The following is a 24,650-nucleotide window of genomic DNA, read 5'->3' on the forward strand; positions in this document are numbered from 1 at the left end:
ACACGAGCACGCACACTTCGAGGAGCCGACGTTGCCGCACACCACCCCGACCCCGGTCGACTTCTGGTTCGACCCGACCTGCCCGTGGGCGTGGCTGACCTCCCGCTGGATCCACGAGGTCGCGCGGCACCGGCCCCTCGACGTGCGCTGGCACATCATGAGCCTGACCGTGCTCAACGAGGGCCGCCCCGACCTGCCGGAGCGCTGGCACCGGGACCTGGCCCTGCGGATGGAGCCGGTCCGGGTGCTCGCCGCCGCCGAGAAGGAGTACGGCTCCGAGGTCATCGGCGGTCTCTACACCGAGCTCGGCACCCGCTTCCACCTCGGCAAGGAGCCCAAGGAGCGGGCCACCTACGCGGCGGCGCTGACCGCCGCCGGCCTCGACCCGGCGCTCGCCGAAGCGGCCGGGTCCGACGCGTACGACGCCGCGGTGCGGGCCTCGCACCAGGACGGCATCGGCCGCGTCGGCACCGATGTGGGCACCCCCGTCGTCGCCGTGGGGGACGTGGCGTTCTTCGGTCCCGTCGTGACGCCGACCCCGCGCGGCGAGGCCGCCGTGCGGCTCTGGGACGGTGTGCTCGCGGTGGCGGGGACCGACGGGTTCTTCGAGCTCAAGCGCACCCGTACCCGCGATCCGATCTTCTCCTGAGAGCTCCGCGAGCCATGTCGTCAGCGTCGGGCCCCCACGAGGGGGGCGGTCCAGTTGTCGTTCAGCCATGCCTCGAGGGAGACCAGGTTCGGCCGGATGCGGCGGAGTTCGGGCAGGTCGGCGTGGTAGCCGTCGCGCTCGAACCAGTCGAACATGTTGGCCAGGTCCTCGCGGTGGGCGCGCAGCGGCTCGATGGGCAGCTGCTGGTAGCGGGTCGGCACCCCGGACGCGGCCTCGAAGGCCGCGGCCATCTGCGGTCCGGTCAGGGCCTCGCCGGCGATCTCGACGACCCGGCCGAGCCAGGCCTCCGGGTGCTCGAAGGCCTCCGCGGCGAAGACGCCGATGTCGCTGGTCGCGATGAGCTGCACGGGCGTCGCCGGGTCCAGCCACATCGACAGGACCAGCTCGCCCTCGACCGGGCGCGGGGCGATGTCGAGGAGGATGTCGTGGAACATGACCGGCCGCAGCACCGTCGTCGGCAGGTCGAGCGTCCGCAGGTACTCCTCGACCTCCAGCTTGCTCTCGAAGTGCGGGACCCTGGTGTCCCGGTCCGCGCCGCCGACCGAGCTGTAGACGAAGTGCCGGACCCCGGCCTCGACGGCGGCGTCGGCGACCGCCTTGCCCTGGCGCACCTCCGCCTCGCAGCCGCCGGGGCCGCGGAAGGTCTGGACGCTGAACACGCCGTCGGCGCCCCGCATGGCCGCGAGCAGCGAGGCCGGGTCGTCCAGGTCGCCCTGGACGAGGACGGCGCCCGCCTCCGCGAGGGCCCGCGCCTCCTCCTTGCCCGGGTCCCGGACCAGGGCGCGCACGCCGGCGCCGCGGCGCAGCAGTTCGCGGGCGACCGCCCCGCCCTGCCGGCCGGTACCGCCGAGCACCAGGATCGTTCCTTCAACCGCCACTGTCTTCCTCCGTGTGAGTCGCCCGGCGGGTTCCCGCCCGGCGTGACGTTCCGATGGGGTGGCCGCGAGCGGCCGCGATCCCGCGCGGGATCAGGCCGCCGACATGACCTTCAGCTGGAGCAGCGAGTTCACGAACTCGACGAGGTCCCCGGCGGTGTTGATCAGGCCGATCTCGTCCTCGTTCAGCTCGATGCCGAAGTCCCGCTCGATCCGGCTGTACGTCTCCAGGAGCGCGAGGGAGTCGTAACCCAGCTCGTCGAAGGGGCTGTCGGGCGCCTGGTCGAGGGGCAGCGCGTCCTCGGCCTCGCCCGCGCACTGCCGCATGATGGTCTGGAGGTCGCCGATCGTTATCTGGAGCACAGCCGTTCCTCTTTCTCTGTGGGTGACTCTCGGTCGGAGCCGAGCCGCGCTACCACGGCACGGTTCCGTCGTCCGCCAGGCAGGCCCCCGAAGGGCCGGCCTCGTCGAGCAGGGCGAGGCGGACCGCGATCCCGGCGCCCTCGGCGGGAGTGCGGTGGCCGCGATGGTGGTTGATGTCCGTCGCCACCACTCCGGGGAGGGCGGCGTTGACCTTGACCGCTGTCCCGCGCAGCGCCTTCGCGTAGGCGACCGTCAGCGCGTTGAGCGCGGTCTTCGAGGACTGGTAGGCGATCATGTCGAGGCCCGCGAGCGGCGAGCCCGGATCCGAGTTGAGGGTCAGCGACCCCACGTGGCTGGACAGGTTGACGACGCGGCCGGCCGCGGAGCGGCGCAGCAGCGGCAGCAGCGCGCGGGTCACGGTGACCACGCCGAAGACGTTGGTCTCGTAGACCTCCCGCAGGTCGTCCGCGGTGGCCTCGTCCGCCGTGCCGTGGAAGCCGCCGGCGATCCCGGCGTTGTTCACCAGGATGTCCAGGCGGCCGTACCGCCGCTCGATCGCGTCGGCGGCCGCGGCCACGGAGGCGGGGTCCGTCACGTCGAGGAGCAGCGGCTCGGCGGTGATCCCGTCGGCGACGAGCGCGTCCGCGGCCTCCTTGCCGCGGACCTCGTCCCTGGCGCCGACGAGGACGGTGACGCCCCGCTCGCCGAGCTGCCGTGCGACGGCGAATCCGATGCCCTTGTTGGCGCCCGTGATGAGCGCGATCTTCCCGTCCGGCACGTCATTTCCTTTCATGAGGGGCGTTCCAGGTGAGGCGCGCCGAATTGCTCAGGACTCGAAGGTAGTAAGAGGCAAAACCCGGGAGCACCTCCGACATTGCCATTCGGTCCCGGCGTTCAAGCGTTCAATAGCGGCGTTCAAGCAGGACTATTCCGCGGTCGAACGCCGCATCAGCGCGCCCGCATTCTTTTCATTGCAGTCGAACACGGCGCTGAGTAGCTTCACCCTGGCCAACCATTGCCACAGCGCAGAGGGTCTTAATGATGAAAACTACTGACGTCATCGTGGTGGGCGCCGGGCCCGTCGGCCTGTTCCTCGCCGGGGAACTCCGGCTCGGCGGCGTGGACGTGGTCGTCTACGACAAGCTGCCCGAGCCGAGCGGCGAGTCCCGTGCCCTCGGCTTCAACCGGCGGGCCGCCGAGACCCTGGGGCAGCGCGGTGTGCTGGCCCGGATCGGCGAGTTCCGGTGGGGCCCGATGGGGCACTTCGGCGGGGTCCGCTTCGACCTCGGCATGCTCGACGAGGACCACAGCGGCGTCCTCGGCCTGTCCCAGGCCAGGACCGAGGAGGCGCTGGCCGGCTGGCTGGCGGAGCTCGGCGTGCCGGTGCGGCGCGGCCGTGAGGTCACCGGACTGCGCGAGACCCCCGAGGGCGTCGTGGTCGCGTACGAGGGTCCCGGCGGGCCCGGCGAGGAGACCGCCGCCTATGTGGTGGGCTGCGACGGCGCCGACTCCACCGTCCGCGCCCTCGCCGGCATCGCGGCCCCCGGCACCCCGGCCACCCGCGGCATGTACACCGCTGAGATCACCGGTGTGGCCCTGCGGCCCCGGCCGATCGGCGAACGGCTGCCCGGCGGCCGCATGGTGGTGTGCACCCCGGTCGGGCCCGGCCGGCTGCGGATCGTCGTCCACGACCCCTCGCTGCCCGCCGCCCCGGCGCCGGGCGCGCTGACCTTCGCCGAAGTCGCCGCCGCCTGGAAGCGGCTGACCGGCGAGTCCATCGACGACGCCGAGCCGCAGTGGGTGTGGGCCACCGGCAACTCCACGGCGCACGCGGAGACGTACCGGCGCGGCCGGGTCCTCCTGGCGGGCGACGCGGCCCACGAGATCCCGCCGCTGGCCGCCTGGGGGCTCAGCGCCGGTCTCCAGGACGCCGCGAACCTCGGCTGGAAGCTGGCGGCGACGGTACGGGGCTGGGCGCCCGAGGGCCTGCTCGACACGTACCACGCCGAACGCCACCCGGTCGGCACCGAGTTGATCCGCAACGCGCGGGCCGCGCAGAAGGTGTACCTGGGCGACGACGCCATGGACCCGATCCGCGAGGTGATGGGCGAACTCCTCGCCCACAAGGACGCGGCGGAGCAGGCCGCCGGCATCGTGAGCGGCCTCGGCATCCGGTACGCCTTCGGCGCGGACGGCCACCCGCTGCTCGGCCGCCGGCTGCCCCCGCACCGCGAACTCGCCCTGCCCGACGGCACCCGGGCCCGGGTCGCCGACCTCCTGCGCTCCGGCCGCGGCCTGCTCATCACCACCGGCGAGGGCACCACCGGCGACGGCATCACCGGCGAGGGCACGGTCGGAGAACTCGTGGCGGGCCTGGGTGACCGGGTCGACCTCGTGACCGGCACCTGGGTCACCGAGCCGGCGGCCGGACTCCCCGCCACCACCACCGACCCCGTCTCCGCGCTCGACGCGGTGCTCGTCCGCCCCGACGGCTACGTCGCCTGGGTCTCCGCCGGCGGCGCCGACGGCCTCGCCGAGGCCCTCGGGCGCTGGTTCGGCACCGCACGCGTCCCCCAGCCCGCCGGCCGTTGACCGGCCGCCTCGAACCAAGGAGTGCACGTATGCCCAGGGACACCGCCCGGGATGTCGTCGTCGTCGGCACCGGCCCCGTCGGGCTGATGCTGGCCGGCGAACTCGGCCTGCGCGGCGTGGACGTCGTCGTCTACGACCGGCTGCTCGCCCCGGCGCGCGAGTCGCGCGGCGCGAGCTTCACCCAGCGCACCGCCGAGTGCTTCGACCAGCGGGGCCTGCTCGGCGGGCTCGGCGCGACCGAGCCCGCCGACAGCCACTTCGGCGGGGTGCCGATCGACTTCTCCGCGCTGCCCGAGAACCACTACGGACACCGGGGCGTCTCCCAGTTCCGCACCGAGCGGATGCTGGAGGAGTGGGTGACCGGGCTCGGCGTGCCGATCCTGCGCGGCTACGAGGTGACCGGCTTCGAGGAGACCGCCGACGGCGTCGAGGTGGCCCTCGAAGGACCCGACGGCGCGGCCGCGGCCACCGCCCGCTATCTCGTCGGCTGCGACGGCGGGCGGAGCTCCGTCCGCAAGCTGGCCGGCATCGACTTCCCCGGCACGCCCGGCGGCCGCGGCTTCCTGACCGCCGACGTCACCGGCATCGAGACCCGCAAGCGCCGCATCGGCGAGAACCTGCCGGGCGGCAGCATGATCATGGCGATGGACCTGGAGAACGGCGTCACCCGCGTCGTCGTCCACGAGGCCGGGACGGCGCCGCGCGACCGGGACACGCTGACGTTCACCGACCTCGCCGACGCCTGGGAGCGGCTGACCGGCGAGTCCCTGCACCACGGCGAGTGCCGCTGGATCAGCTGCTTCACCGACGCCTCCCGGGCCGCCGCCGCGTACCGCAGCGGCCGGGTGTTCCTGGCCGGCGACTCGGCGCACATCCAGCCCCCGGCCATGGCGCAGGGGCTCAGCGTGGGCGTGCAGGACGCGGTCAACCTCGGCTGGAAGCTGGCGGCGACGGTACGGGGCTGGGCGCCCGACGGCCTGCTCGACACGTACCACGCAGAACGCCACCCGGTAGGCGCGCAGTTGGCCCGCAACGCCCGCGCGGCGATCGAACTCCGGCTCACCGGCGAGGACATGGACCCGGTCCGCTCCCTGATGACCGAGCTCGTCTCCCACCCGGACGCCGCCGGGCACCTCGCCGGCATGCTGAGCAACCTCGGCGTCCGCTACGACCTGGGCAAGGGCGACCACCCGCTGCTCGGCCTCCGCATGCCGCCCGCCCGCGCCCTCGACCTGCCCGACGGCACCCGCGTCCGGGTCGCCGAGCTGCTGCGCACCGGGCGCGGCCTGCTGATCACCACGGGCGACGCCGGCCCCGCGGAAGCCGCGGCCGGTCTGGCCGACCGGGTCGACGTCGTCACTGGCACCTGGGCCGACGCTCCGGAGCCCGCACTCGACGCGGTCCTGGTCCGCCCCGACGGCCACGTCGCCTGGACCTCCCCGGGCAGCGTCGACGACCTCACGGACGCCCTCACGCGCTGGTTCGGCACGGCGCGGCGGCCCTAGAGCCGCACTCGACCGGGGTTCTTGGAGCGCCGGTCAGACTGCCGAAGCCTGCCGTGGTGCCGACCCGTCGGCGCCGGGGCGGGCCCTACGACACCGTATGCATCATTCATCAAGGAGCTGGTGGAATGGCCGGGAGCGAACGGGATCAGGCGAGCGGAAAGCCCCATGTGGTCATCGTCGGAGGTGGCATCGCGGGCCTGTCCGCCGCGTTCTACCTGCGGAACGAGCCGGTCCGGGTGACGCTCCTCGAGGGCTCGGACCGGATCGGCGGCAAGCTGAAGGTCTCCGAGGTGGCGGGCGTGCCGGTCGACGAGGCCGCCGAGTCGCTGTACGCCAACCGCCGCAAGACCACCGGTCTGATCAAGGACGCGGGGCTCGGCGAGCGCATCATGTCGGCGGGCGTCACCGCCTCGGCGATCCTCACCAAGGACGGCATACGTCACCAGCCGGACCGTCAGTTCATGGGCGTGCCCTGCGACATGGACGATCTGGCGCGCTCCGGCGTCCTCTCGGCCGCCGGTCTCGAGCGGGCCCGCCAGGACCTGGCGCTGCCCTCCTTCGACCGCGAGGGGGACGTGTCCGTCGCGTCCTTCGTCGGCGGGCGCCTCGGCCAGGAGGTCGTGGACAAGCTCGTCGACCCCTTCCTCGCCGGGGTGTTCTCCGGGCGCGCCGAGGACCTGTCGTTCGAGGCGACGCTGACCCCGCTGGCGATGGCGTCCCGCAACCACGCCTCCCTCGCGGACGCGGCGGGCTCGCTGACGCCGGTGCTCGCGGAGGGCGAGAAGCCGCCGCCGGTGAGCGTCGCCACCCTGGAGGGCGGCTTCGGTTCGCTGCCGCCCACGCTGGTGCGCGAGGTGCTCGCCGCCGCGCCGGACGCCTCGCTGCGCACCGGGGCGTCCGTGCGGGAGCTCACCCGGACCGCCGACGGCTGGCGGCTGACGGTGGGCCCGGCCGGCGACCCGGAGTACCTGGACGCCGACGCCGTCGTCATCGCCGTACCGGCGGGACCGGCGGGCCGGCTGCTCTCCGGCGTCCCCGGCACCTCCGCGGCCGTCTCCGCGCTCGCCGAGGTCCCGTACTCCAGCGTGGCGACGGTGACGCTCGCCTACCCGCACGCGGCGTTCGCCAACGGCGGCCTGCACGGCCGTGGTTACGCCGCCTACCGGGTGCCCGCGACGGAGGGGAAGGTCGTCAAGGAGGTCACCTTCACCACCGTGAAGTGGCCCCATCTGGCCGGCGAGGTGGAGATCGTCCGCTGCGCCCTCGGCCGCTACGGCGAGGACCACCTGCTGCGCGACGACGCCGACCTGGTCGCGGTCACGGCGGCCGAGCTCGCCGAGGCCATCGGCGTCACCGGCCCGCCGGTGGCGAGCCGGGTGAGCCGCTGGGACGACGCCCTCCCGCAGTACACGGTCGGCCACTTCGACCGGGTGAAGCGGATCCGCGAGTCGGTGGCCGAGCAGCCCGGTCTGGCGGTCTGCGGCGCCCTGTACGACGGTGTGGGCGTCGGTGTCTGCATGGCCACTGCCCGCAAGGCGGCCGACCAGGTCCTCGGCTTCCTGAAGAAGGAGGCCGCGGCCCGCGAGGTCGCGGTGGGCGTCTGACCCGGGCTTCCCGCCCCGAGGGCGACGAGAAGGGGCCGTACCCGATCGGGTACGGCCCCTTCTCGTGGTCCGTTTCTCGTGGTCCGTCGCTCGTGGTCCGTTTCTCGTCGTGCCGGGAGAGGGGTCAGCGGTCCAGGACGGACGCGAACACCTCGGACAGGATCTGCTCGGGGTCCTCGCCGGCCTCCGTGGCGCGGTAGGCGACGTGCTGGTCCGGGCGGACCAGGAGCGCGCCGGCGCCGGTGATCTGCCGGACGGCCTGCCATCCGCCGTCGACGTCCTCGTAGTCGCCGCCCGCGCCGATCCGGGCCGTGACGAGCGGCACCGAGTACTTCTCCGCCACGCGCTCGGCCGCCTCGCACCAGGCGGTGCCCTCGGGGCCGGTGATCAGCGTGTAGCCGCTGGTGCCGGTGAGGTCGAGGGTGGAGAGGAGTTCGCCGTCCTTGCTGATCCAGGCGTGCGGCAGCCGGTGCCCGGGGCGGGAGGTCGGCGTGTGCTCGTTGCGCATCGGGACGCGGCCCGGGCGCTCGGTGCCGTCGGGGACGAGCGCGCCCGCCTCGTAACCGAAGCCCACCTCCATGTCGAGCGACTGGCAGCCGCCCCTGTGGGTGTGGAAGATCTCCAGGGCCCGGGCGCGCACGGTGTCGCCGTCCTGGCCGGGGGCGAAGTAGGCCTCCAGGCGCTGGAGGCGGCGGCCCGCCGGGATGTTGTGGCCGGCGCCGATGGCGTCGATGACGACCTGGTGGTGGGAGGCGGCGGAGACGGCCCAGTCGACGTTCTCGCGGCCGACGGGACGGCGCTCGGCCTCGTAGGTGTCGATGAGGCTGTCGGGCGAGCCGTCGTTGATGACGGCGGCCAGCTTCCAGGCCAGGTTGTGGGCGTCCTGGATGCCGGTGTTGAGGCCGAGGCCGACGGCGGGCGGCTGGCGGTGCGCGGCGTCGCCGGCGATCAGCACGCGGCCGACGCGGTAACGGTCGGCGAGGTGGGCGTGCACGATCCAGTCGGTGACCTTGTGCACCTCGATCTCGAGGTCCGGCAGGTGCAGCAGCTCGCGGATGCGGGGGATGACGGTCTCGGCGTCCCAGCGTCCGGGCGGGCCGGGCGCGAAGTGCAGGCCCCACTGCTCGCAGGCCTTGCCCCAGCTCGGCCCCATCTCGATGAGGTTGCTGGAGAGGTCGGGGTCCTCGGGGCTGAGGAAGTGCGTGATGAGCGTGCCTTCCTCCCACCACTCGGACAGGTCGGCGGAGAAGTAGGCCGTGGTGGTGTTGACGAGTCCGGGCGGGCCCTCCAGCTTGATGCCGACCTCGGGGCCGACGAACCGGCCGCCGTCGGCGCCTATCAGGTACTGCGCCTTGACGGTGGTGACCTCGCCGGTCTCGACGTTCCGGATCTCGGCGGTGACGTGGTCGCCCTCGTCGGAGAAGGTCGTCAGCTCGTGGTGGAAGAGGATCCGGCCGGGGCTGCGGTTCTCCGCGTGGCGGCGCAGGATCGGCTCCAGCCACATCTGCGGCAGCTTCGCCGGCAGGACGGGCCCCACCTCCTCGTAGCTCTCGCGCAGTTCGCCGCCGCCGAAGGCGTCCATCTCGTGGATCAGACGGCGGTCCATCGGACCGTCGCCCGCGAGCGTCGTCATCCAGCGCACCTTGCCGAAGAGCTCGAGCGGTGCCGCCTCGGCGAGCACGTCGTCGGCGATCCCGTGCTGCCGGAAGATCTCCATCGTGCGCTGGTTGAGATAGTGCGCCTTCGGAATCCTCGACGTGTCCGGGTGCCGTTCCACCAGCAGATGGTCGACGCCCTGGTCGGCCAGGAAGACGGAGGCGGACAGACCGCATCCGCCACCGCCCACGATCAGGACCGGAACCTCGATTGTCCCCATGTTCGCCCTTCCAGAAATATCGACGGATGCATTGCCGTCGCAGCCTGACAAAGGACTCTTCAGGGCCGGTCAAGAACGACTGGACCCCGGCCGGGCCGCACGGCCGCCGGCCGGTCACGGGGTGACCGGCCGGCGGCGGGTGGGGCGGTGGGGTGGGTCAGCCGAGCCAGGCGCCGTCGCGCATGAGGCTTCGGCCGGCCAGTTCGTTGGCCTCGCGCCAGGCCTGGGTGCGCTGCGGGCGGATGCGGAAGTACTGGTAGGGCTGGTCGAGTTCGCGCGGGTCGAAGCCGGTCTTGGCGGCGAAGGCGTCGCCCGCTCCCTCGCCGAGGTCGGCGATGTCCACCGGCTCGGCGAGGCCGTCGACGATGACCACGTCGCGGGTGGGGCCGAGGCCGAGGCGGACCCGGCCGTCGGCGAGGAGGTTGCGGCCGGTGACCGAGGCGCGGGGCGTCGAGATGAGGAAGGCGGTGCCGTCCCACAGGTAGGAGAGCGGGATGAGGTGGACCCCGCCCTCGGCGCCGGCGGTGGCGACCCAGAGGTCGACGTCGTTCTCCAGCCTGGCGCGGGTGTCCTTGAGCCGCTCTTCGAGACCGCGCGGGGGCAGGTCGGTCATGTTTCCTCCATCGATGTCACGGAGCCTCCCCGTCGGGGGTGGGCTCGTTCGGTTGTCGGCTCGGCCCGGTGGGCAGTGTGGCCGCCACGGCCCTCAGCGCACTGACGGCCGCGCGCACACTGATCATGTCGTGTGACCGGTGCGCCACGAAGCGGACATGGCCGTTCGGCAGGGGGAGAACGCGAACTCCGTGCTCGGCGAGGCGTGTTGCGCAGGTGTCGGCGGCGAGTCCGGCGAGTCTGGCCATGACCATGTTGGTGGGCCGGGGCGGGCGCAGCACCTCGGCGCCTGGCACCGTGGCGAGTCCGTCGGCGAGCAGGGCGGCCTTCTCGTGGTCGGCGGCGAGTTCCGGCAGGCGGCCGAGGGCGACCAGGGCGGGCGCGGCGACGATCCCGGCCTGGTGCAGGGAGCCGCCGAGCCAGGTCCTCAACTCCCGTGCGTACGAGAGGAACGCGCGGGTTCCGCAGAGGAGTCCGCCGACCGGGCCGCCGAGTCCCTTGGAGACCGAGAAGGACACGCTGTCGGCGGGCGCGGCGAGTTCGGCGGGCGGGACGCCGAGGGCGACGGCCGCGTTGGCGAGCCGGGCGCCGTCGAGGTGGAAGTGGGCGCCGTGGCGGTGGGCGAGGTCGGCGACGGTACGGGTGGCGGCGGCGTCCAGGGCGTTGCCGGAGCGCATCATGCTGGTGTTCTCCAGGCACACCACGGTGGGCCGGCCGTCGGTGCCGGCGGTGAGCAGCGCGGTGAGGGCGCCGGGGTCGGGCAGGCCGTCGGGGCCCTGCTCGACCGGCACGAGGGTGACGCCGCCGAAGCGGCGCAGGCCGTCCGCTTCGAGGAACGCCATGTGGGTGTCGGCGCCGACGATCAGCCGGGGCGGGGGTGATCCGGGGGGTCCGGCGGCGGCGAGCGGGGCGACGAGGTTCGCCATGGTGCCGCTGGGCATGAGCAGCGCGCCCTCGGTGCCGAGGAGCGCGGCGGCCGTCTCCTCCAGGAGCGTGACGGTGGGGTCGTCGCCGTAGACGTCGTCGCCGACGCTGGCCTCGGCCATCGCGGCGCGCATCCGGGCGTCGGGCAGGGTGCGGGTGTCGCTGCGGAAGTCGAGCCGCGGGGAGGTGGTGGTCGCCATCGGCGGTTACCTCCCCGGCCGGTGGGCGACCCAGACGGCGCGGGGCCTGGTGTAGCCCTCGGCCGCGTGGAGGCCCAGCTCGCGCCCGTATCCGGACTGGCCCATGCCGGAGACGCTGACGGTCTCCTCGGTGTCGCCCCAGGTGTTGATCCACACCATGCCGGCCCGCAGGTTCCGTCCGAAGTGTTCGACGCGGTCGGCGTCGGAGGTCCAGACGGACGCCGAGAGGCCGTAGGCGGTGTCGTGGGCGAGGGCGAGGGCCTCGGCGTCGGTGTCGAAGGCGGCGACGGAGAGCACGGGGGCGAAGATCTCCTCGCGCCAGGCGCGGCTGTCGGCCGGTGTGCCGTCCAGGATCACCGGGTGGACGTGGAAGCCGCCGTCGAGGTCGTGCCGGACGCCGGTGGCGCCGGGCGGCAGGACGATCCGGGCGCCCTTGGCCGCCGCCTCCTCGACCACCTCGGCGGCGCGGTCCGCGGCGGCGCGGCTGATCAGCGGTCCGAGGTCGGTGGCGGGGTCGGCGGGCGGGCCGACGCGGAGTGCGCCGGCGAGTTTGGCGACGCGTTCGACGAACTCGCCGTGTACGGCCCGGTCGACGACGAGGCGGGAGGCGGCGACGCACATCTGGCCGGTGTTGCCGGTGAATCCGGTGACGACGGCCCGTGCGGCGGCGTCGAGGTCGGCGTCGCGGAAGACCACGACGGGGCTCTTGCCGCCGAGTTCGAGCGTGACGGGTGTGAGGCCGTCGGCGCAGCGGCGTGCGACGTCACGTCCGGCGGCGGTCGATCCGGTGAAGGACACCATGCCGACGTCCGGGTGTTCGCAGAGCAGCCGGCCGGTGGCGGCGCCTCCGTACACGCCGGTGAGGACGCCCTCGGGGAGGAGTTCGCGGGCGCGGTCGACGAGGCGGCGCAGCGAGAGCGGGGTCTCGGGGGCCGGTTTGACGATGACGGTGTTGCCGTGGGCGAGGGCCGCGGCGATCTTCCAGACGGCGAGGAGCAGCGGGTAGTTGTTGGGGACGATGGCGGCGCAGACGCCGACGGGGACCCGGTCGGTGTAGGTGCGCATGCCGGGGCCCGCCGGGTGGGTCTCGCCCATCGGGTGGCGGGCGGCGGCGGCGAACCAGTCGAGGACGCGGGCGGCGAAGTCGACCTCGCCGAGGGCGCGTGCGGTGGGTTTGCCGGCGTTGCTCCGCTCCAGGTCGGCGAAGACCTCGCGTTCGTCGCGGAGCAGGTCGCCGAGGGCGCGGAGCAGGTCGCCGCGCCGGGCCGGCGAGGTGTCGGCCCACGCGCCGCGGTGGGCGGCGTCCGCGCGGGCGACGGCGTCGTGGACGCCGGTCTCGTCGGTGTCCTTGAGGCGGGCGAGGAGGCGTCCGGTGGCGGGGTCGAGGACGGCCCGTCCCTTGCCGGTCATCCGAGCACCTCCGCGTTCCCGGCGAGGCGGAGTCCGGCGTCGATGGCGGCGACGAGGCCGAGGAAGGTCTCGCGGCCCATGCCGGCGCCGGAGCTGCCGAGCAGGCGGAGTTCGTAGCCGTCGGGGTGCTGCCACCAGGCGTCGCAGGCGCCGTACTCGGCGTCGAGGTGGCCGAGGTGGAGGGGGCGGCCGCCGAGGTCGTGGAGTTCCTCGGTGGCGGGGTGCTTCTCGCGGGCGGGCGGGAACTCCAGGCGGCCGCCGCCGGTGCGCTGGGCGGTGAGGCGCAGTTCGTGGCCGGCCGGGGAGCCGTAGACGACCTCCAGTTCGCGGACGGTCCGGCCGTCGCCGAAGGTGGCGGCGCTCTCGGCGCGGAAGCCGCCGGCGGTGACCGGTACGCCCTGTGCGGTGAGGAAGGCGGTGACGTCGGCGCTGGGCACCCAGTCGCCCTCGTGTTCCTTGCCGCGCCGGTGGAAGGAGAAGACGCCGGTGGGCACGGACACCATGTCGGCCCGGTGCCTGGCCCAGTAGCCGAGTTCGGCGAACGGGGTGGCGAGGATCCGTTCCTCGGCCTCCGGTACGGCCGGGCGCAGCCCGGCGAACAGGGCGATGAGCTCGTCGTCGGTGAACTCGCCTTCGAGGACGGAGAGTTCGACGGTGGTGCGGGACATCCGGGCGCTTCCGGCGGCGTGCCCCAGGTAGTCGGTGCCGAGCCAGGCGACGCGGCCGCCGCCGATCTCGTACGGCCGGGTCTCGCTGCCCCACAGGCAGGGGTGGTCGGCGGCGGGGAAGGCCCAGTCGTAGTGGAACTGCTTGAGGCGCAGCCGTCGGCCGCCGCCGGAGATCTCGGTGCGGTAGCCGGCGGGGTTGGCGTCGCTCCAGGGGGTGCGGCCCTCGGCCTCGACGCGGCCGGGGGGTGCCTCGCGGCGGAGGGTGCCGACGCTGGTGTCGCAGCCGGCGGGCAGGACGGTCGGCCGCCAGACCGTGAAGTTGCAGCCGTCCTGGGCGGCGGCCTCGGTGAGCACCGGCGGCACCGGGTCAAGGTCGGCCGCGTGCTCCAGGATCCGCCAGTGCCACTGCGGTACGGGACTGTTCACCATGACCATGACTCCTCGGTTCGGTTCTGAACTCCGCGAGGTGGTCGAGCCAGGCGGAGGAGGACGCGAGAAACATCCATTCGCCGACGCCCAGTTCGGCGCGGAGGGCGTCCGGCAGCGGCGGCAGCCCGAAGGGGGTGCCGAGTCCGTCGGCGAGTTCGGTCAGCCGCTGGACGTATCGGGGGTCGGTGGGGGTGGGGAAGCCCTGCTTGCGGCGGTACCGCACCGACTCGGGCATCAGGTCGGCGAGCGCCGCCTTGAGCAGGCCTTTGTGGCTGCCGGGTTTGTTGCTGTCCTTGAGGTGTTCGGGGCAGCGGAAGGCGAGCTCGGTGAGGGCGACGTCCTGGAAGACGGGCCGGTCCTCCAGGGTGAAGGTCGACGAGGTGGCGTCGACCATGTCGTTGACGTAGACGAGGAAGCGCCGCATGAGGTGGTGCCGGCCGCGTTTGAGCGGTGACGCCGTCTTCAGTGCCCGGTACTCGTCCATGGTGCGGGACCACACCCGGTCGGTGACGACGCTCATGTCGACGTCGAGTTCGTGTGCCAGCCAGGTCACGAGGCTTGCCCAGACGGGGCGTTCGTCGGCGTGCAGCTGGTGGGTGAGGTAGTGCCGGCCGTGGATGTACGTGGGGGCGAGGGGGTCGACGACGGGGAAGTAGCGGCCGTCCTGGTAGCCCCAGAGTTCGTCGGCGCCGTGGCCCGAGTAGACGACGACCTTCCGGTCGGCGGCGATGGTCCCGTAGAGGTGGTGCATGGCGAGTTCGGCGCCGTGCAGCAGCGGCCGCATCAGCCGGGTGGGCAGGACGGGGATCAGGTCGGCGGCGGCGTGCCGGTCGAGGTCGCAGACGGTGAGCCGGACGCCGAGGCGTTCGGCTACCTCGGTGGCGTGGGCGACGTCGTCGCCGGAGCCGCCGATGCCGTCCTGGTAGCGGAGCACGTAGCCGTCGAGGGGTACTCCGGCGGCGGTGAGTCCGGCGGCGATGGCGGTGCTGTCGACGCCGCCGCTGAGGACGGCGGCCCGGGGGACGTCGGAGACGGACCGCTGTTCGACGGCCCGGTCGAAGGCGGCCCTGATCTCCTCGGGTTCGACGATGCCGTCGACGGAGGCGGGCCGCCAGTAGCGGTGGGTGCGGGTGCGGCCGCCGTCGGCGACCAGGTACTCGGCGGGCTGGAGGGAGCGGATGCCGCGCAGCCAGGTGTGGTCGTCGGCCGCGTCCATCCGGATCCACGAGCGCAGCAGGTACTCCTCGGCGTCGACCTCGGGGGTGATCAGGCCGGTGCGGAGCAGGACCTGCTGCTCGGAGGCGAACAGCAGGCCGCCGTGGGTGAAGGTGTAGAACAGCGGCTTCACGCCGAAGTGGTCGCGGGCGAGGACGACCCGTCCGGTGGAGGTGTCGTGCCAGGCGAGCGCGAACATGCCGTCGAGCGGCCGCAGCGCGTCCGCCGGGTCGTCCTCGCGGCAGACCTGCTGGAGGGCGAACTCGGTGTCGCAGGTGGTGCGGCGCGGCCACAGCGGCGGGGCGGGCGAACGGGAGCCGTACACCTCGCCGTTGTGGACGAGCACGACGCGTCCGGTGGGGTCGGCCATCGGCTGGTCGCCGGCGTGGCTGCGGTCGCGGACGGCGAGCCGGGTCGCGCACAGCATGACGGTGCCGCACTCCGACACGTAGGGGGCGCAGGCGCCCTCGCCGCGGTGCGCCATGGCCCGCGTCATGGTCCGGCCGAGCGCGTCGAGCCAGCCGGGGTCCCGGCGCCCGTCGAAGCTGATGAAACCCGCTATACCGCACATATGCCACTCACCCAAGTCCTCCGGAGGGGCTCGCCCGCCGGCGCCGCGGGCCGGGAGGGCGCCTCCCGCCACACCTTCCACAACCCGGCCAGAGCCTCGGTGAAGACGTGCTCGATGCCGTGGTGGCCGCCCTCGTGCTCGCGGTAGACGTGCGGGACGCCGTGCGCGTCCAGGGCGGCGTGCAGGGCGCGGACGCCCCAGTGCATGCCGTACTCGTCGCGCTGTCCGACGTCGAGGTGGAGCAGGCCGAGCCGGGCGAGGCGCCCCGCGTGCTCGGGCAGCATCCGCACCGGGTCGAGGGTGAGCCAGCGCTGCCACACGTCGTCGCGGAACAGGCCGGTGCCGGGGTCGCAGGGCAGCGCGTCCGAGGGGCTCGTCCCCGGCTTCTCGGCGTAGCACATGCCCATGGCGACGATGCTCATCGCGACCATGAACGGCACGTCGTGCGGGCCGGACGCCCGGCGCGCGAGCAGCCCCTCGACGCCGCCGGCGGCCCGCACGGTGTCGAGGGTGCCGGGCAGCAGCGGAAGGTAGCAGTGCTCGAAGCCAGCGTCGGGCGAGCAGGCGACGACGGCCCCGAAGAGCTCGGACGTCATGCCCGCGAGCAGGGCTCCGTAGCCGCCGCTGGACTTCCCGCCGACGGCCCGCCAGGCCGCCTCGGGCCGGGTCGCGAACCGCCGGTCGACCTCCGCGACGACCTCGGCGAGATAGCCGGCGTACTCCCCCGACGCGGCCGAGTCCAGGTACTGCGAGCCGCCGTAGGCGGTGGTGCAGTCCGGTACGACGAGCAGCGCGGGCGGCACCCGGCCGTCCTCCATCGCCTGCCGCAGCCGGTCGGCGACGGAGGCGCCGAAGGCCAGCGCCCTGCCGGTGAGGCCCGGGTGGGCGCCGAAGCCCGGCAGCCAGTACACGACGGGGAAGCGGCGGACGCCGTCGTACCCCGGCGGCAGGTGCACCTCGATCCGGCGCTTGTACGGGTCCCCCAGCGGGTTCCCGCGCAGGCGGACGCTCTCGTGGTCGACCAGGACGGTGGAGTCGCTCATGGCCGGGCCCCCTCCCGCAGCTCGCGGTCCACATGGCGGGTGTAGAAGGACGGGTGGTGGAAGACCGCCGAGAGCAGCACCCCGTCGCTGGCCCACAGGCCGAAGGAGCTGCCGAACAGCAGCTCGGCGCCGAGCATGGCCTCCAGGGTGCTCGCCGCCATCTCGGTCCAGCCCTCGCCGCCCGCGACGTGGCTCCGGGCCGGTCCGGGGCCGAGCCGGGTCACGCGCCCGGCCACCGGGTCGAGGAGGAACGCGGTCTCGCCGCCGGTCCCCTCCTCGTACAGCGAGACCACGTGGCGGCCGGCGCCGTCGTCGAGCGCCCGGTACCAGTAGTCGGTGGCCACCAGGCGGTCGAGGACCTCGCGCAGCAGCTCGTCGGCCGGGCGGGTCTGGGTGCCGAGCCGGTCGAGGGAGGCGTCGAAGGGCGGCACCGGCGTACCCGGGTCGAGCCGCACCTCGGCGTACACCTCGTCGAAGTCGTACGCGTCCGGGGCGACGGGCCCCTCGGTGAGCACCGCCTTGCCGTCCACCACCTCCATGACCTGTCCCGGGCCCCACAGCAGGCCCTCGCGGCCCTGCTCGCGGAGGCGCGCGAGGGCCTCGGCCGGGGTGAAGGGGAACATCGTGCGGTTGCACCAGGAGTAGTCGCGCTCGCCGTCGCCGCTGACCTTCCAGCCGAACGAGGAGGGAACGGTCACGGCCGCCGGGAGCGTCGACACGTACCGGTCGAAGGTGGCGACGGCGCGGGCGCGGACCGCTTCCGGGTCGGTGAGCGCGCGGCGCTCGGTCAGCACACCGGGCGGCGAGACGCTGTGCGCGGGCACGAACACGGCGTCCAGGCGCGGCGCGTCCTCGCGCGCGAAGGCCGCGACGGTCGCCTCGTGCAGCAGGGCGTCCCCGCAGATCATCACGGCGGCGTCGGCGGTCTCCACCAGCACGCTCATCTCGGGGAACGACACGGCCGAGGGGAAGGTCCGCAGGGTCGCCCCGCCGAGCGTGACGGTGTCGCCGGGCGTCACCGGGTGCAGCCGCTCGAAGCCGAAGCGGCGCAGCGTCCAGGCGATGGCCTGGTGGCCGAGGCCCGAGGCGGTCAGCTGCGGGGGCACCGGGCCCGCCGGGTAGACGCAGGTGACGCCGGAGCTCTGGCGCGGGCTGTCGTCGAAGTCCACGTCGGCGCCGTCCACCAGCCGGAGCAGCGAGGGGAAGTGGTGGTGGTCGTAGTGGTGGTGGCTGAGGACCACGTAGTCGACGCCCTCGTCGAGCACCCGGCCGACCAGGTCGTCGGGCAGCGGCGGGTGGTGCTCCCAGAAGCGGTCGAGGCGCTGGGTGAGCCACGGGTCGAAGAGGATGCGTTCGGTCCCGGTGTCGACGAGGACGGCGGCGTGGCCGAGCGAGGTCAGGCGCATCAGCCTGCCGCCTCGTACACGCAGCGGAAGCCGACCTCCATGTGCCGGTCGGTGATGAGGTCCTTGCCCCGGTAGAAGGTGGTGAGGCAGGCGGGCGGCGAGGTCCAGGTGCCGCCGCGCAGGACGTGGAAGGCGTCCTTGCGGTTCATGAAGTCCAGCGGGTGGCGGCCCTTGAAGAAGGGGTCCATGTCCTCGCCGGTGTAGAAGTTGGTCCGGGTCAGCTCCCAGACGTTGCCCGAGGTCTGCAGCACGCCGTAGGGGCTCGCGCCGGCCGGGAGCGCGTCGGCGGCGAGGATCGGGTGCTCCGGGCTGACGCCCTGCTCGACGGTGACGAGGAGCGCCTCGAGGGAGTCGAGGTCGGCGACGTTCTCGCCGAAGGCCCGCTCCACGTAGTTCACCCGGGCCGGGTCCCAGTCGTCGCCCCACGGGAAGCGGCGGCCGTCGGTGCCGCGCGCGGCCTTCTCCCACTGGTTCTCGCTGGGCAGCGCGCCGCCGGCCCACTTGGCGAAGGCGTAGCCGTCGTACCAGTCGACGCCGACGACCGGCTGGTCCGGCGCGTTGAAGCGCGGGTCGTGCCAGTGCGCGGGGCGGTGCGAGCGCTCCTCCGGCTGGTCGGGGTGGTCGAACTCGCCCGAGTCGCCGACCTCTTCGAGGAACGCGCGGTAGCGGGCGTTGGTGACGGTCGTCCGGTCGACGAGGAACGCGGGCACGTCCACCGCGCTCAGCGACAGGTCGTCGGTCAGCATCCGGAAGGCGTCGCTCTCCTCGACCGCGCCGATGATCGCCGGGCCGCCGGGCACCAGGACGACGTCCTCGTGGCGCCGGGGCCGCTTGCGCGCCGCGTCGATCCGGGCCCGCATGTCGGCGAAGTACTCGTCCTCCAGGACGCGCAGTTCGGCGGAGTCGCGGGTGCCGAAGATGCTGATGAGGGCCCGCTTGGTCAGGGCGGCGCCACAGCCGACGGGCTTGCGCGCCCAGCCGGGCTTGGTGAAGTTGCTGGGCCAGCCGGAGATGCGGATGAGGTCGGGCACGGCGGCCCTGATGCGGTACTCGGTGATGACCTTCAGGGCCGTGAAGGCGACCCAGTCGACGGTGTCGTGCGTCGAGGCGGCGACGGCGCTGTCGGCCGCGGGGTCGCCCGCGTGGTGCTCGGCGAGCAGCCGTACGGCTCCGGCGCGCACCGGCCACTCGGGGTGCGTGATGGCGAGGGTCGCGAGCAGGGGTACGCCGTCGGCGGCCCGGCCCTTCGCGCGCGCGAGCTCGATGACGCGTTCCACCGACGCCCAGTAGCGGTCGTCGGTGGAGTCGTCGATGACCAGCATGTCGGCGGGAATGTCGATGACGTGCGAAACGCGATTACCTACCATCTCAACCTCTCTCTCGGGACGATGGACGACGAGCCGCCCGTACGGAATGCGAATCCGTACGGGCGGCGCAATTCGCTGGTCAGCGGATTACCACTTGCTGGTCTCCTGCTGCGCGTCACGGGTCTCCATGAAGGTACCGTCGCTCATTGTGAACTCCCTCCGGTATTCCGATTCATGCGGTCGGTCGACCTCATGACCAGAAGATTAGGCAGTTCCGATAAGGCGCCACAACGGAAAAGGCCGCGAACGCCGAAAGAGAGCATTCTGCGATATATCAGGGGTCGGTTCGCGCCGACCCGGCACCGGCAGAGAGGACAGGAAGAATGGTCGACACCGCATCCCGTGACCTGCGGGAGAACGGCTTCACCCGGCTCCCCGAGCTCGTGGACGGCGACGCGCTCGCCCGGCTCCGGCGGGCCGTCGGACACCTGGAGGAACTCGCCCGCGACCGCACGGCCTCCAGCGGGGACTTCGTCCTCGAAGCGCCGGGCATCGGCGGCTGGGCGGCCTGGCAGCAGGGGGCGGGGGCGCTCGCCGGCGTGCTGCGCTCGGCGGACCGCATCCACGAGCACGTCCCGGAGTTCGACGCGGTGCAGCGGTCCCTGGGCCTGGCCGACGGGCCGGTCGCCGAGGCCTCCGGAGGGCATCCCGGCACGCTGGTCAACGCGTTCCTGTGGGCCAAGCCGCCGGTGGTGGGCTCGGCGAAGCCCTGGCACCAGGACCTGGCGTTCGCGCCGCCCGGCTTCGGCGCGGACGAACACGGCATCGTGACGATCTGGATCGCGCTCGAACCCGCCACCCCGCGCAACGGCTGCCTGGAGTTCCTGCCCGGCTCGCATCTGCTCGGGCTGCTCCCGCACACCGGCGACCGCGAGCGGCTGCCCGGCGAGGCCCCGCTCGCGGCGGCGGTCGAACCGCACGTGGCGGACGCGGACCTGCCCGGGACCGCGCCGGTGGCGGTGCCCCTGGCGCCCGGCTCGGCCGTCATGTTCGACGGGATGGTGGTGCACCGCTCGGCGCCCAACACCACGGCCGCGGAGCCCCGTACCGCCGTCAGCTTCGTCTACCGGGTGCCGCGGCCCGCCTGGACGCGCCGCGAGCCGGCCGCCGCCTCCGCCTGAGGCGTTCGACCGCCGCCGGTCCGCGGTCGAACGGGGGGAGGGTCGGCCACCGCTCGCCCGCCGGTGGGCCACCGCTCGGCCCGCGGTCGAACGGCGCCCGGAACCGCGAGGGCCCCCGCCGGCAGAACCGGCGGGGGCCCGGTGGCGGCCCAGTGGGGCCCGCGGGAGGTCCGCCTCGGGCCTCCGCCGGGGTTCGGTCGGGGTTCAGTCGAGGGCGTAGAACCCGACGCCGTCGAGGTGGCGGACGGTGTTGAGATCGCGTCGCACGACCTCCTCCAGGTCGTGCAGCAGCGTCACCACGACCGGGTACGTGAGGTCGTCGACGGTCCTGCGGATCTCCTGGCCCGGCTTCACCGGGGTCGCCATCGCGTGGAAGCCCTCAAGCCGCTCGATCTCCTCGATGCCCCGGTACTCGCGGAGCACCCCCTCCACCGGCGAGACCATGCCGGCGATGGCGCAGTACCGCCTCACCTCGTACGGGGTCCCCGCGCGCGCGTGGAACCGCTCCGGCCGCAGATAGGCCTCGACCGTCCATTCGAGCTGCGACTCCCCGATGCCGAGGCCGGCGGCGGCCGGGATGCCGCCGCCCGCGATCCGGGCGCCGACCTCGACCAGGCACGGCCCGTCCGGGGTCATCCTGATCTCCAGATGGGCGGGCCCGTGCCGGATGCCGAGGGCGTCGAGGACCTGGAAGCCGTACTCCTTGAGCGGTTCGACGACCCGGCTGCCGGAGTCGACGAGGGACAGCGCGTCGCAGAGGTCGACGACGCCGTTCGCGCTGACCCGGTCCGTGCGCCAGACGTCGCAGACGTGGTGCCGGCCGTCCCTGCTGACGGTGTTCACCATGTACTCGGTGCCCGCGAGGTACTCCTGCGCCACGGCCCCCCGGTTGGGCTGCGAGAAGACGTCGTCGGCGTCGGCGAGGGACCGGTAGGCGGCGACGGACTCCTCCGGGGTGTCGCAGAAGGAGACGCCCTGGCTGCCGGCGCTGCGCGGCGGCTTCACGACGACCCGGCCGCCGAGCTCGCGGTGCCAGGCGGCGAGTTCGTCCGCGTCGGTGGCCCGCAGCTGCCGGGCGGCGCGGAGCCCGGCGGCGCGCAGGGTCTCGATCATGAGGTGCTTGTCGCGGCGGGCGGCGCTGAGCGCGGAGCCGTTGCCGGGCAGGCCGAGGCGCTCGGCCAGCAGGTCCGCGAGCTCCACGCCGCTCTCGCCGCCCGAGATCACCGCGATCGGCGCGAAGGCCGCGACCGCGTCGGCGGTGGCCGCCACATCGCCCTCGTGGAGGAGGTCGGCGAGGAAGTCGTCGGGGACGTGCGGGGCCGAGCGGTAGACGTACGGCACGTCACGCGTGCTCTGCACACGGACGACGGAACACCCCTGCGCACGGAATTCGAGAACGAGCGAGCGGACGGCGGCATAGGCATCGACCATGACGATGCAGGGGCCGCCCTGTATGGCTGCTGTCATGTGTTCAAGATAGACAGACTTCCCCTTGGCCGAAATCCGTTCAGCTCTGTCATCCTCCAGCCCTGGAGGGATACTTCATGACGTTATTTCCCGCGGCATTCCGGTCGCCTCATTTCACTCCCGCATTGCTGTTCGTCAACACGTGCGGGAGTTTTCTGCTTCTTGTGAGCCTGTCCACGCACGTGGGCTCGGTCACCGGCTCCGGCCTGCTCGCCGGCGCCGTGCTGAGCGCCCCGTGGCTGCCCGCGCTGCTGCTCGCCGCGCCGCTCAACCGGCTGCTCGCCCGGCACGCGCCCGAGCGGCTCGTGCGGATCGCCGAGGCCGCGAGCCTGCTGCTCACGGCGGCGGCCCTGCTGGCGCCGGGCTCCGTGCTGCTCACCGTCGCCACCGGACTCGTCCTGGCCCGCGGCTTCTTCGAGGCCGTGACCCGCTCGGCGACCTCCGTGGTGCTGCGCGGCGCGGTCCCGGCCGAGCGGCTCGACCGGGCCAACACCGTCGCCGAGATCGGCAAGCTGACCGGGCTCAGCGTCGGCGCCGCCCTCGCGGGACCGGCCGGGGCCGTCCTCTCGCCGCGCGGCCTGATCGCCCTGAACGTGGCGACCCTCGCCCTCTCCGCGCTCCTGGCCTGGGCCCTTCCGGCGACCGAGGGCGTGACCCCCGGTGCGAAGGACGCGGGACGGGAGAAGGGAACGGAGACGGAGGCGGACCCGGCCGCCGTCCGGCTGCGGGTCGAGGATCCGGTGCTGCGCCGGCTGTTCGCCCGCTTCCTGCTCGTGGCGTTCTGGCAGGGCTTCCACACGGTGGCCGTCACCGTGATCCCGCTGACCCTGCTCGACGGCGGGACCCGGCTGGTGGGGGTGTTCGTCGCGATGTCGGCGGTCGCGATCTTCGCCGGTTCGCTGGCCGCGCTGCCCGCCCAGCAGTACCTGGACCGGGTCCCGTCGGCCGTCTGGGCGGTGCTGCCGATGCCGCCGCTGCTCGCCGCGGTCCTGGCGGGGCGTACCGCTCCGACGCTCGCGCTCTACGCGGTGTTCCTGGTCCTCTTCGAGGTTGCCTTCGTCCACTTCAACAACCGGCTGCTCGCCGCCGCCTCCGCCGAGGAGCTGTCCTCGGTGGTGACCCTCAGGGCGACGCTGCTGCCCTCGGGCGTGGCGGTGTCGATCCTGGTCATGGGCGCGCTGTGCGATCTGGCGGGCCCGGTCCCGGCGGCCCTGGTGGTCGCCGCCGTCACGTTCCTGGTCACCGCCGCAACCGGAGGCACCCGGCAAATCTGGAGAAGAACCGTGCCGGACGCCTGAGCATGATGATCAGGACCGGCAAGGGCGGAGTACCCCCATGAACTCCCCCGGCCCCGACACCAAGGCGGTCCGTCATGCGTGTACTCATCGTGCCGTTTCCCTTTAAGACACACCTGTTCAACCTGATTCCGCTGGCCTGGTCGCTGCAGACCGCCGGCCACGAGGTACGCGTGGCCGGCTGGCCCGACCTCCTCGACGACGTCACCGGAGCCGGCCTCACCGGCATCAGCGTCGGCCCGGGCGAGACGGCGGAGGTGCGCAGGGAGCGCGACCAGCGCGACCAGCGGAAGAAGGCCGCCGCGCCGGCGGCCGGCGGCGCGGGTCCGCAGCAAGGCGGCGGGCTCGACCCGCTGTTCGACGTGCGGCCCGACCGCGACCGGCTCGACTGGGAGCAGGCGACCCGGGTCTTCGAGAACCTGGTGCTCCCACAGGCCCGGCGGTCCAACGACACGATGATGGACGACGTCGTCGGCTTCGCCCTCGAATGGAAGCCCGACCTGGTGCTCTGGGGCGCGAAGGCCTTCGCGGGGGCCGTGGCCGCGGCGGCGGTCGGCGCGGCGCACGCCCGGGTGCTGTACTCGGTGGACGTCTACAGCCGGATGCGCGAGGACTTCCTGCACGCCCAGGCGGGTCAGCCACCGGAGGACCGGGCCGACGGGCTGCGCGACTGGCTGTCCGGCTGGGCCGCGAAGTACGGCGTCGAGTTCTCCGAGGACCTGGTGAACGGCCAGTTCACCATCGACCCGCTGCCCGGGGCGTTCCGTCCCGACAACCGGCCGACGACCCTCCCCATGCAGTTCGTGCCCTACAACGGGCCCACAGTCGTGCCCCGTTGGCTGGCCGAGCCGCCTCGGGCGCCGCGGGTCCTGATGACCTTCGGCGACGCCGTGAACGACGGGCCGGTGCGCCAGCTGCTGCCCGTGGAGAAGATCCAGGAGATCCTCGACTCGGTCGGCGACCTGGAGATGGAGCTGGTCCTCACCCTGCCCCGGGAGTCCCAGGAGAAGCTGCGCCGGGTGCCTGACAACACGCGCCTCGTGGAGTCCGTGCCCCTCGCCGACGTCCTGCCGACCTGCGCGGCGATGGTGCACCACGGCGGCACCTGGTCGTTCGGCTGCGCGCTGCGCTACGGCGTGCCCCAGCTGCTCGTCAGCCGGGCCTTCGACGTACCGCTGAAGCTCCAGTGCCTGGAGCGGTCGGGGGCGGGGCTCGCCATGAAGCCCGCCGAGGTCGACGGCCCCGGGGTGCGCGCCGCGATCGTCCGGCTGCTTGAGGACGAGACCCTGCGCGCCAACGCCCGGCGGCTGCGTCTCGAAGTGCTCACGATGCCGGCTCCGAACGAACTCGCCCGCACACTCGCCCAGTTGGCCGAGGCCCATCGGGCGGGGGCGGGCACGCGCTGAGCGGGAGCGGCGCTCTCCGGGCGAAGCCTTC

The 24,650-nt window shown here is 73.4% G+C and carries 20 protein-coding genes; 7 read left to right on the plus strand and 13 right to left on the minus strand.

The features are described 5' to 3' along the window. Window positions 1-31: 31 nt before the first annotated feature. Window positions 32-649, plus strand: coding sequence for a mycothiol-dependent nitroreductase Rv2466c family protein (locus ACZ7G1_RS21285; protein WP_470881715.1), 618 nt, complete (start codon window positions 32-34; stop codon window positions 647-649). 20 nt (window positions 650-669) lie between these two features. Here the strand turns inward: ACZ7G1_RS21285 and ACZ7G1_RS21290 are convergent, their stop codons facing one another. The 3 genes from ACZ7G1_RS21290 to ACZ7G1_RS21300 all read right to left on the minus strand — a co-directional run bounded on the left by ACZ7G1_RS21290 (window position 670) and on the right by ACZ7G1_RS21300 (window position 2,701). Beyond that, on the minus strand, window positions 670-1,548 hold the full coding sequence (locus tag ACZ7G1_RS21290; RefSeq protein ID WP_470881716.1) for an NmrA/HSCARG family protein: 879 nt from the start codon (window positions 1,546-1,548) through the stop codon (window positions 670-672). Window positions 1,549-1,638: 90 nt separating this feature from the next. Continuing rightward, entirely contained in the window at window positions 1,639-1,908 is a 270-nt protein-coding gene (locus ACZ7G1_RS21295; protein ID WP_367827999.1) for an acyl carrier protein, read from the minus strand. A 49-nt stretch (window positions 1,909-1,957) separates the two neighbouring features. After that, complete coding sequence (locus ACZ7G1_RS21300) at window positions 1,958-2,701, minus strand: SDR family oxidoreductase (protein ID WP_470881717.1); 744 nt, start codon at window positions 2,699-2,701, stop codon at window positions 1,958-1,960. Between the two features lie 248 nt (window positions 2,702-2,949). Between ACZ7G1_RS21300 and ACZ7G1_RS21305 the strand changes: the two genes are divergently transcribed. The 3 genes from ACZ7G1_RS21305 to hemG all read left to right on the plus strand — a co-directional run bounded on the left by ACZ7G1_RS21305 (window position 2,950) and on the right by hemG (window position 7,609). Continuing rightward, complete coding sequence (locus ACZ7G1_RS21305; RefSeq protein ID WP_470881763.1) at window positions 2,950-4,500, plus strand: FAD-dependent monooxygenase; 1,551 nt, start codon at window positions 2,950-2,952, stop codon at window positions 4,498-4,500. A 29-nt stretch (window positions 4,501-4,529) separates the two neighbouring features. After that, on the plus strand, window positions 4,530-6,005 hold the full coding sequence (locus tag ACZ7G1_RS21310) for an FAD-dependent monooxygenase (RefSeq protein WP_470881718.1): 1,476 nt from the start codon (window positions 4,530-4,532) through the stop codon (window positions 6,003-6,005). Window positions 6,006-6,130: 125 nt separating this feature from the next. Further along, window positions 6,131-7,609, plus strand: a complete 1,479-nt coding sequence (gene hemG, locus ACZ7G1_RS21315) for a protoporphyrinogen oxidase (RefSeq protein WP_470881719.1) — start codon at window positions 6,131-6,133, stop codon at window positions 7,607-7,609. A gap of 124 nt (window positions 7,610-7,733) precedes the next feature. Here hemG and ACZ7G1_RS21320 read toward each other — a convergent pair whose 3' ends face one another. The 9 genes from ACZ7G1_RS21320 to ACZ7G1_RS21360 all read right to left on the minus strand — a co-directional run bounded on the left by ACZ7G1_RS21320 (window position 7,734) and on the right by ACZ7G1_RS21360 (window position 19,330). Beyond that, on the minus strand, window positions 7,734-9,485 hold the full coding sequence (locus ACZ7G1_RS21320) for an FAD-dependent monooxygenase (RefSeq protein ID WP_470881720.1): 1,752 nt from the start codon (window positions 9,483-9,485) through the stop codon (window positions 7,734-7,736). 157 nt (window positions 9,486-9,642) lie between these two features. After that, window positions 9,643-10,098 (minus strand): pyridoxamine 5'-phosphate oxidase family protein, encoded by a 456-nt coding sequence (locus ACZ7G1_RS21325; RefSeq protein WP_470881721.1) that lies wholly within the window; start codon window positions 10,096-10,098, stop codon window positions 9,643-9,645. Window positions 10,099-10,114: 16 nt separating this feature from the next. Further along, window positions 10,115-11,221, minus strand: coding sequence for a threonine aldolase family protein (locus ACZ7G1_RS21330; RefSeq protein WP_470881722.1), 1,107 nt, complete (start codon window positions 11,219-11,221; stop codon window positions 10,115-10,117). Between the two features lie 6 nt (window positions 11,222-11,227). Further along, window positions 11,228-12,631: an aldehyde dehydrogenase family protein gene (locus tag ACZ7G1_RS21335; RefSeq protein ID WP_470881723.1), complete on the minus strand. Its 1,404-nt coding sequence runs from the start codon at window positions 12,629-12,631 to the stop codon at window positions 11,228-11,230. After that, entirely contained in the window at window positions 12,628-13,728 is a 1,101-nt protein-coding gene (locus tag ACZ7G1_RS21340; protein WP_470881724.1) for a hypothetical protein, read from the minus strand. The genes ACZ7G1_RS21335 and ACZ7G1_RS21340 overlap by 4 nt, the downstream gene beginning before the upstream one ends. Continuing rightward, window positions 13,667-15,514 (minus strand): asparagine synthetase B family protein, encoded by a 1,848-nt coding sequence (locus ACZ7G1_RS21345; protein ID WP_470881726.1) that lies wholly within the window; start codon window positions 15,512-15,514, stop codon window positions 13,667-13,669. Before ACZ7G1_RS21345 ends, ACZ7G1_RS21340 begins: the two co-directional genes overlap by 62 nt. Beyond that, a complete protein-coding gene (locus tag ACZ7G1_RS21350) occupies window positions 15,502-16,557 on the minus strand; it encodes an alpha/beta hydrolase (protein ID WP_470881727.1) in 1,056 nt (351 codons plus the stop codon). Before ACZ7G1_RS21350 ends, ACZ7G1_RS21345 begins: the two co-directional genes overlap by 13 nt. Beyond that, window positions 16,554-17,963, minus strand: coding sequence for an MBL fold metallo-hydrolase (locus tag ACZ7G1_RS21355; RefSeq protein WP_470881729.1), 1,410 nt, complete (start codon window positions 17,961-17,963; stop codon window positions 16,554-16,556). The genes ACZ7G1_RS21350 and ACZ7G1_RS21355 overlap by 4 nt, the downstream gene beginning before the upstream one ends. Further along, complete coding sequence (locus tag ACZ7G1_RS21360) at window positions 17,963-19,330, minus strand: SUMF1/EgtB/PvdO family nonheme iron enzyme (RefSeq protein WP_470881731.1); 1,368 nt, start codon at window positions 19,328-19,330, stop codon at window positions 17,963-17,965. The genes ACZ7G1_RS21355 and ACZ7G1_RS21360 overlap by 1 nt, the downstream gene beginning before the upstream one ends. 323 nt (window positions 19,331-19,653) lie before the next feature. Between ACZ7G1_RS21360 and ACZ7G1_RS21365 the strand changes: the two genes are divergently transcribed. Beyond that, on the plus strand, window positions 19,654-20,451 hold the full coding sequence (locus ACZ7G1_RS21365; protein ID WP_470881732.1) for a phytanoyl-CoA dioxygenase family protein: 798 nt from the start codon (window positions 19,654-19,656) through the stop codon (window positions 20,449-20,451). A gap of 204 nt (window positions 20,452-20,655) precedes the next feature. On the opposite strand, the gene ACZ7G1_RS21370 is transcribed toward ACZ7G1_RS21365, so the two are convergent. Further along, window positions 20,656-21,918, minus strand: coding sequence for an ATP-grasp domain-containing protein (locus ACZ7G1_RS21370; protein ID WP_470881734.1), 1,263 nt, complete (start codon window positions 21,916-21,918; stop codon window positions 20,656-20,658). Window positions 21,919-21,995: 77 nt separating this feature from the next. Here ACZ7G1_RS21370 and ACZ7G1_RS21375 point away from each other — a divergent pair, with 77 nt between their 5' ends. Both ACZ7G1_RS21375 and ACZ7G1_RS21380 read left to right on the plus strand, forming a co-directional pair. Then, window positions 21,996-23,216: an MFS transporter gene (locus ACZ7G1_RS21375; protein WP_470881735.1), complete on the plus strand. Its 1,221-nt coding sequence runs from the start codon at window positions 21,996-21,998 to the stop codon at window positions 23,214-23,216. Between the two features lie 74 nt (window positions 23,217-23,290). After that, a complete protein-coding gene (locus ACZ7G1_RS21380; protein WP_470881737.1) occupies window positions 23,291-24,619 on the plus strand; it encodes a nucleotide disphospho-sugar-binding domain-containing protein in 1,329 nt (442 codons plus the stop codon). Window positions 24,620-24,650 lie beyond the last annotated feature (31 nt).

It is taken from the genome of Streptomyces sp. NPDC037273, assembly GCF_055603625.1.

Coding starts and splice junctions, on each gene's coding strand:
- ACZ7G1_RS21300 (WP_470881717.1), bottom strand. CDS start 2,701: ATGAAAGGAAATGACGTGCCGGACGGGAAGATCGCGCTCATCACGGGC.
- ACZ7G1_RS21305 (WP_470881763.1), top strand. CDS start 2,950: ATGAAAACTACTGACGTCATCGTGGTGGGCGCCGGGCCCGTCGGCCTG.
- ACZ7G1_RS21310 (WP_470881718.1), top strand. CDS start 4,530: ATGCCCAGGGACACCGCCCGGGATGTCGTCGTCGTCGGCACCGGCCCC.
- hemG (WP_470881719.1), top strand. CDS start 6,131: ATGGCCGGGAGCGAACGGGATCAGGCGAGCGGAAAGCCCCATGTGGTC.
- ACZ7G1_RS21320 (WP_470881720.1), bottom strand. CDS start 9,485: ATGGGGACAATCGAGGTTCCGGTCCTGATCGTGGGCGGTGGCGGATGC.
- ACZ7G1_RS21325 (WP_470881721.1), bottom strand. CDS start 10,098: ATGACCGACCTGCCCCCGCGCGGTCTCGAAGAGCGGCTCAAGGACACC.
- ACZ7G1_RS21330 (WP_470881722.1), bottom strand. CDS start 11,221: ATGGCGACCACCACCTCCCCGCGGCTCGACTTCCGCAGCGACACCCGC.
- ACZ7G1_RS21335 (WP_470881723.1), bottom strand. CDS start 12,631: ATGACCGGCAAGGGACGGGCCGTCCTCGACCCCGCCACCGGACGCCTC.
- ACZ7G1_RS21340 (WP_470881724.1), bottom strand. CDS start 13,728: ATGGTGAACAGTCCCGTACCGCAGTGGCACTGGCGGATCCTGGAGCAC.
- ACZ7G1_RS21345 (WP_470881726.1), bottom strand. CDS start 15,514: ATGTGCGGTATAGCGGGTTTCATCAGCTTCGACGGGCGCCGGGACCCC.
- ACZ7G1_RS21350 (WP_470881727.1), bottom strand. CDS start 16,557: ATGAGCGACTCCACCGTCCTGGTCGACCACGAGAGCGTCCGCCTGCGC.
- ACZ7G1_RS21355 (WP_470881729.1), bottom strand. CDS start 17,963: ATGCGCCTGACCTCGCTCGGCCACGCCGCCGTCCTCGTCGACACCGGG.
- ACZ7G1_RS21360 (WP_470881731.1), bottom strand. CDS start 19,330: ATGGTAGGTAATCGCGTTTCGCACGTCATCGACATTCCCGCCGACATG.
- ACZ7G1_RS21365 (WP_470881732.1), top strand. CDS start 19,654: ATGGTCGACACCGCATCCCGTGACCTGCGGGAGAACGGCTTCACCCGG.
- ACZ7G1_RS21370 (WP_470881734.1), bottom strand. CDS start 21,918: ATGACAGCAGCCATACAGGGCGGCCCCTGCATCGTCATGGTCGATGCC.
- ACZ7G1_RS21375 (WP_470881735.1), top strand. CDS start 21,996: ATGACGTTATTTCCCGCGGCATTCCGGTCGCCTCATTTCACTCCCGCA.
- ACZ7G1_RS21380 (WP_470881737.1), top strand. CDS start 23,291: ATGCGTGTACTCATCGTGCCGTTTCCCTTTAAGACACACCTGTTCAAC.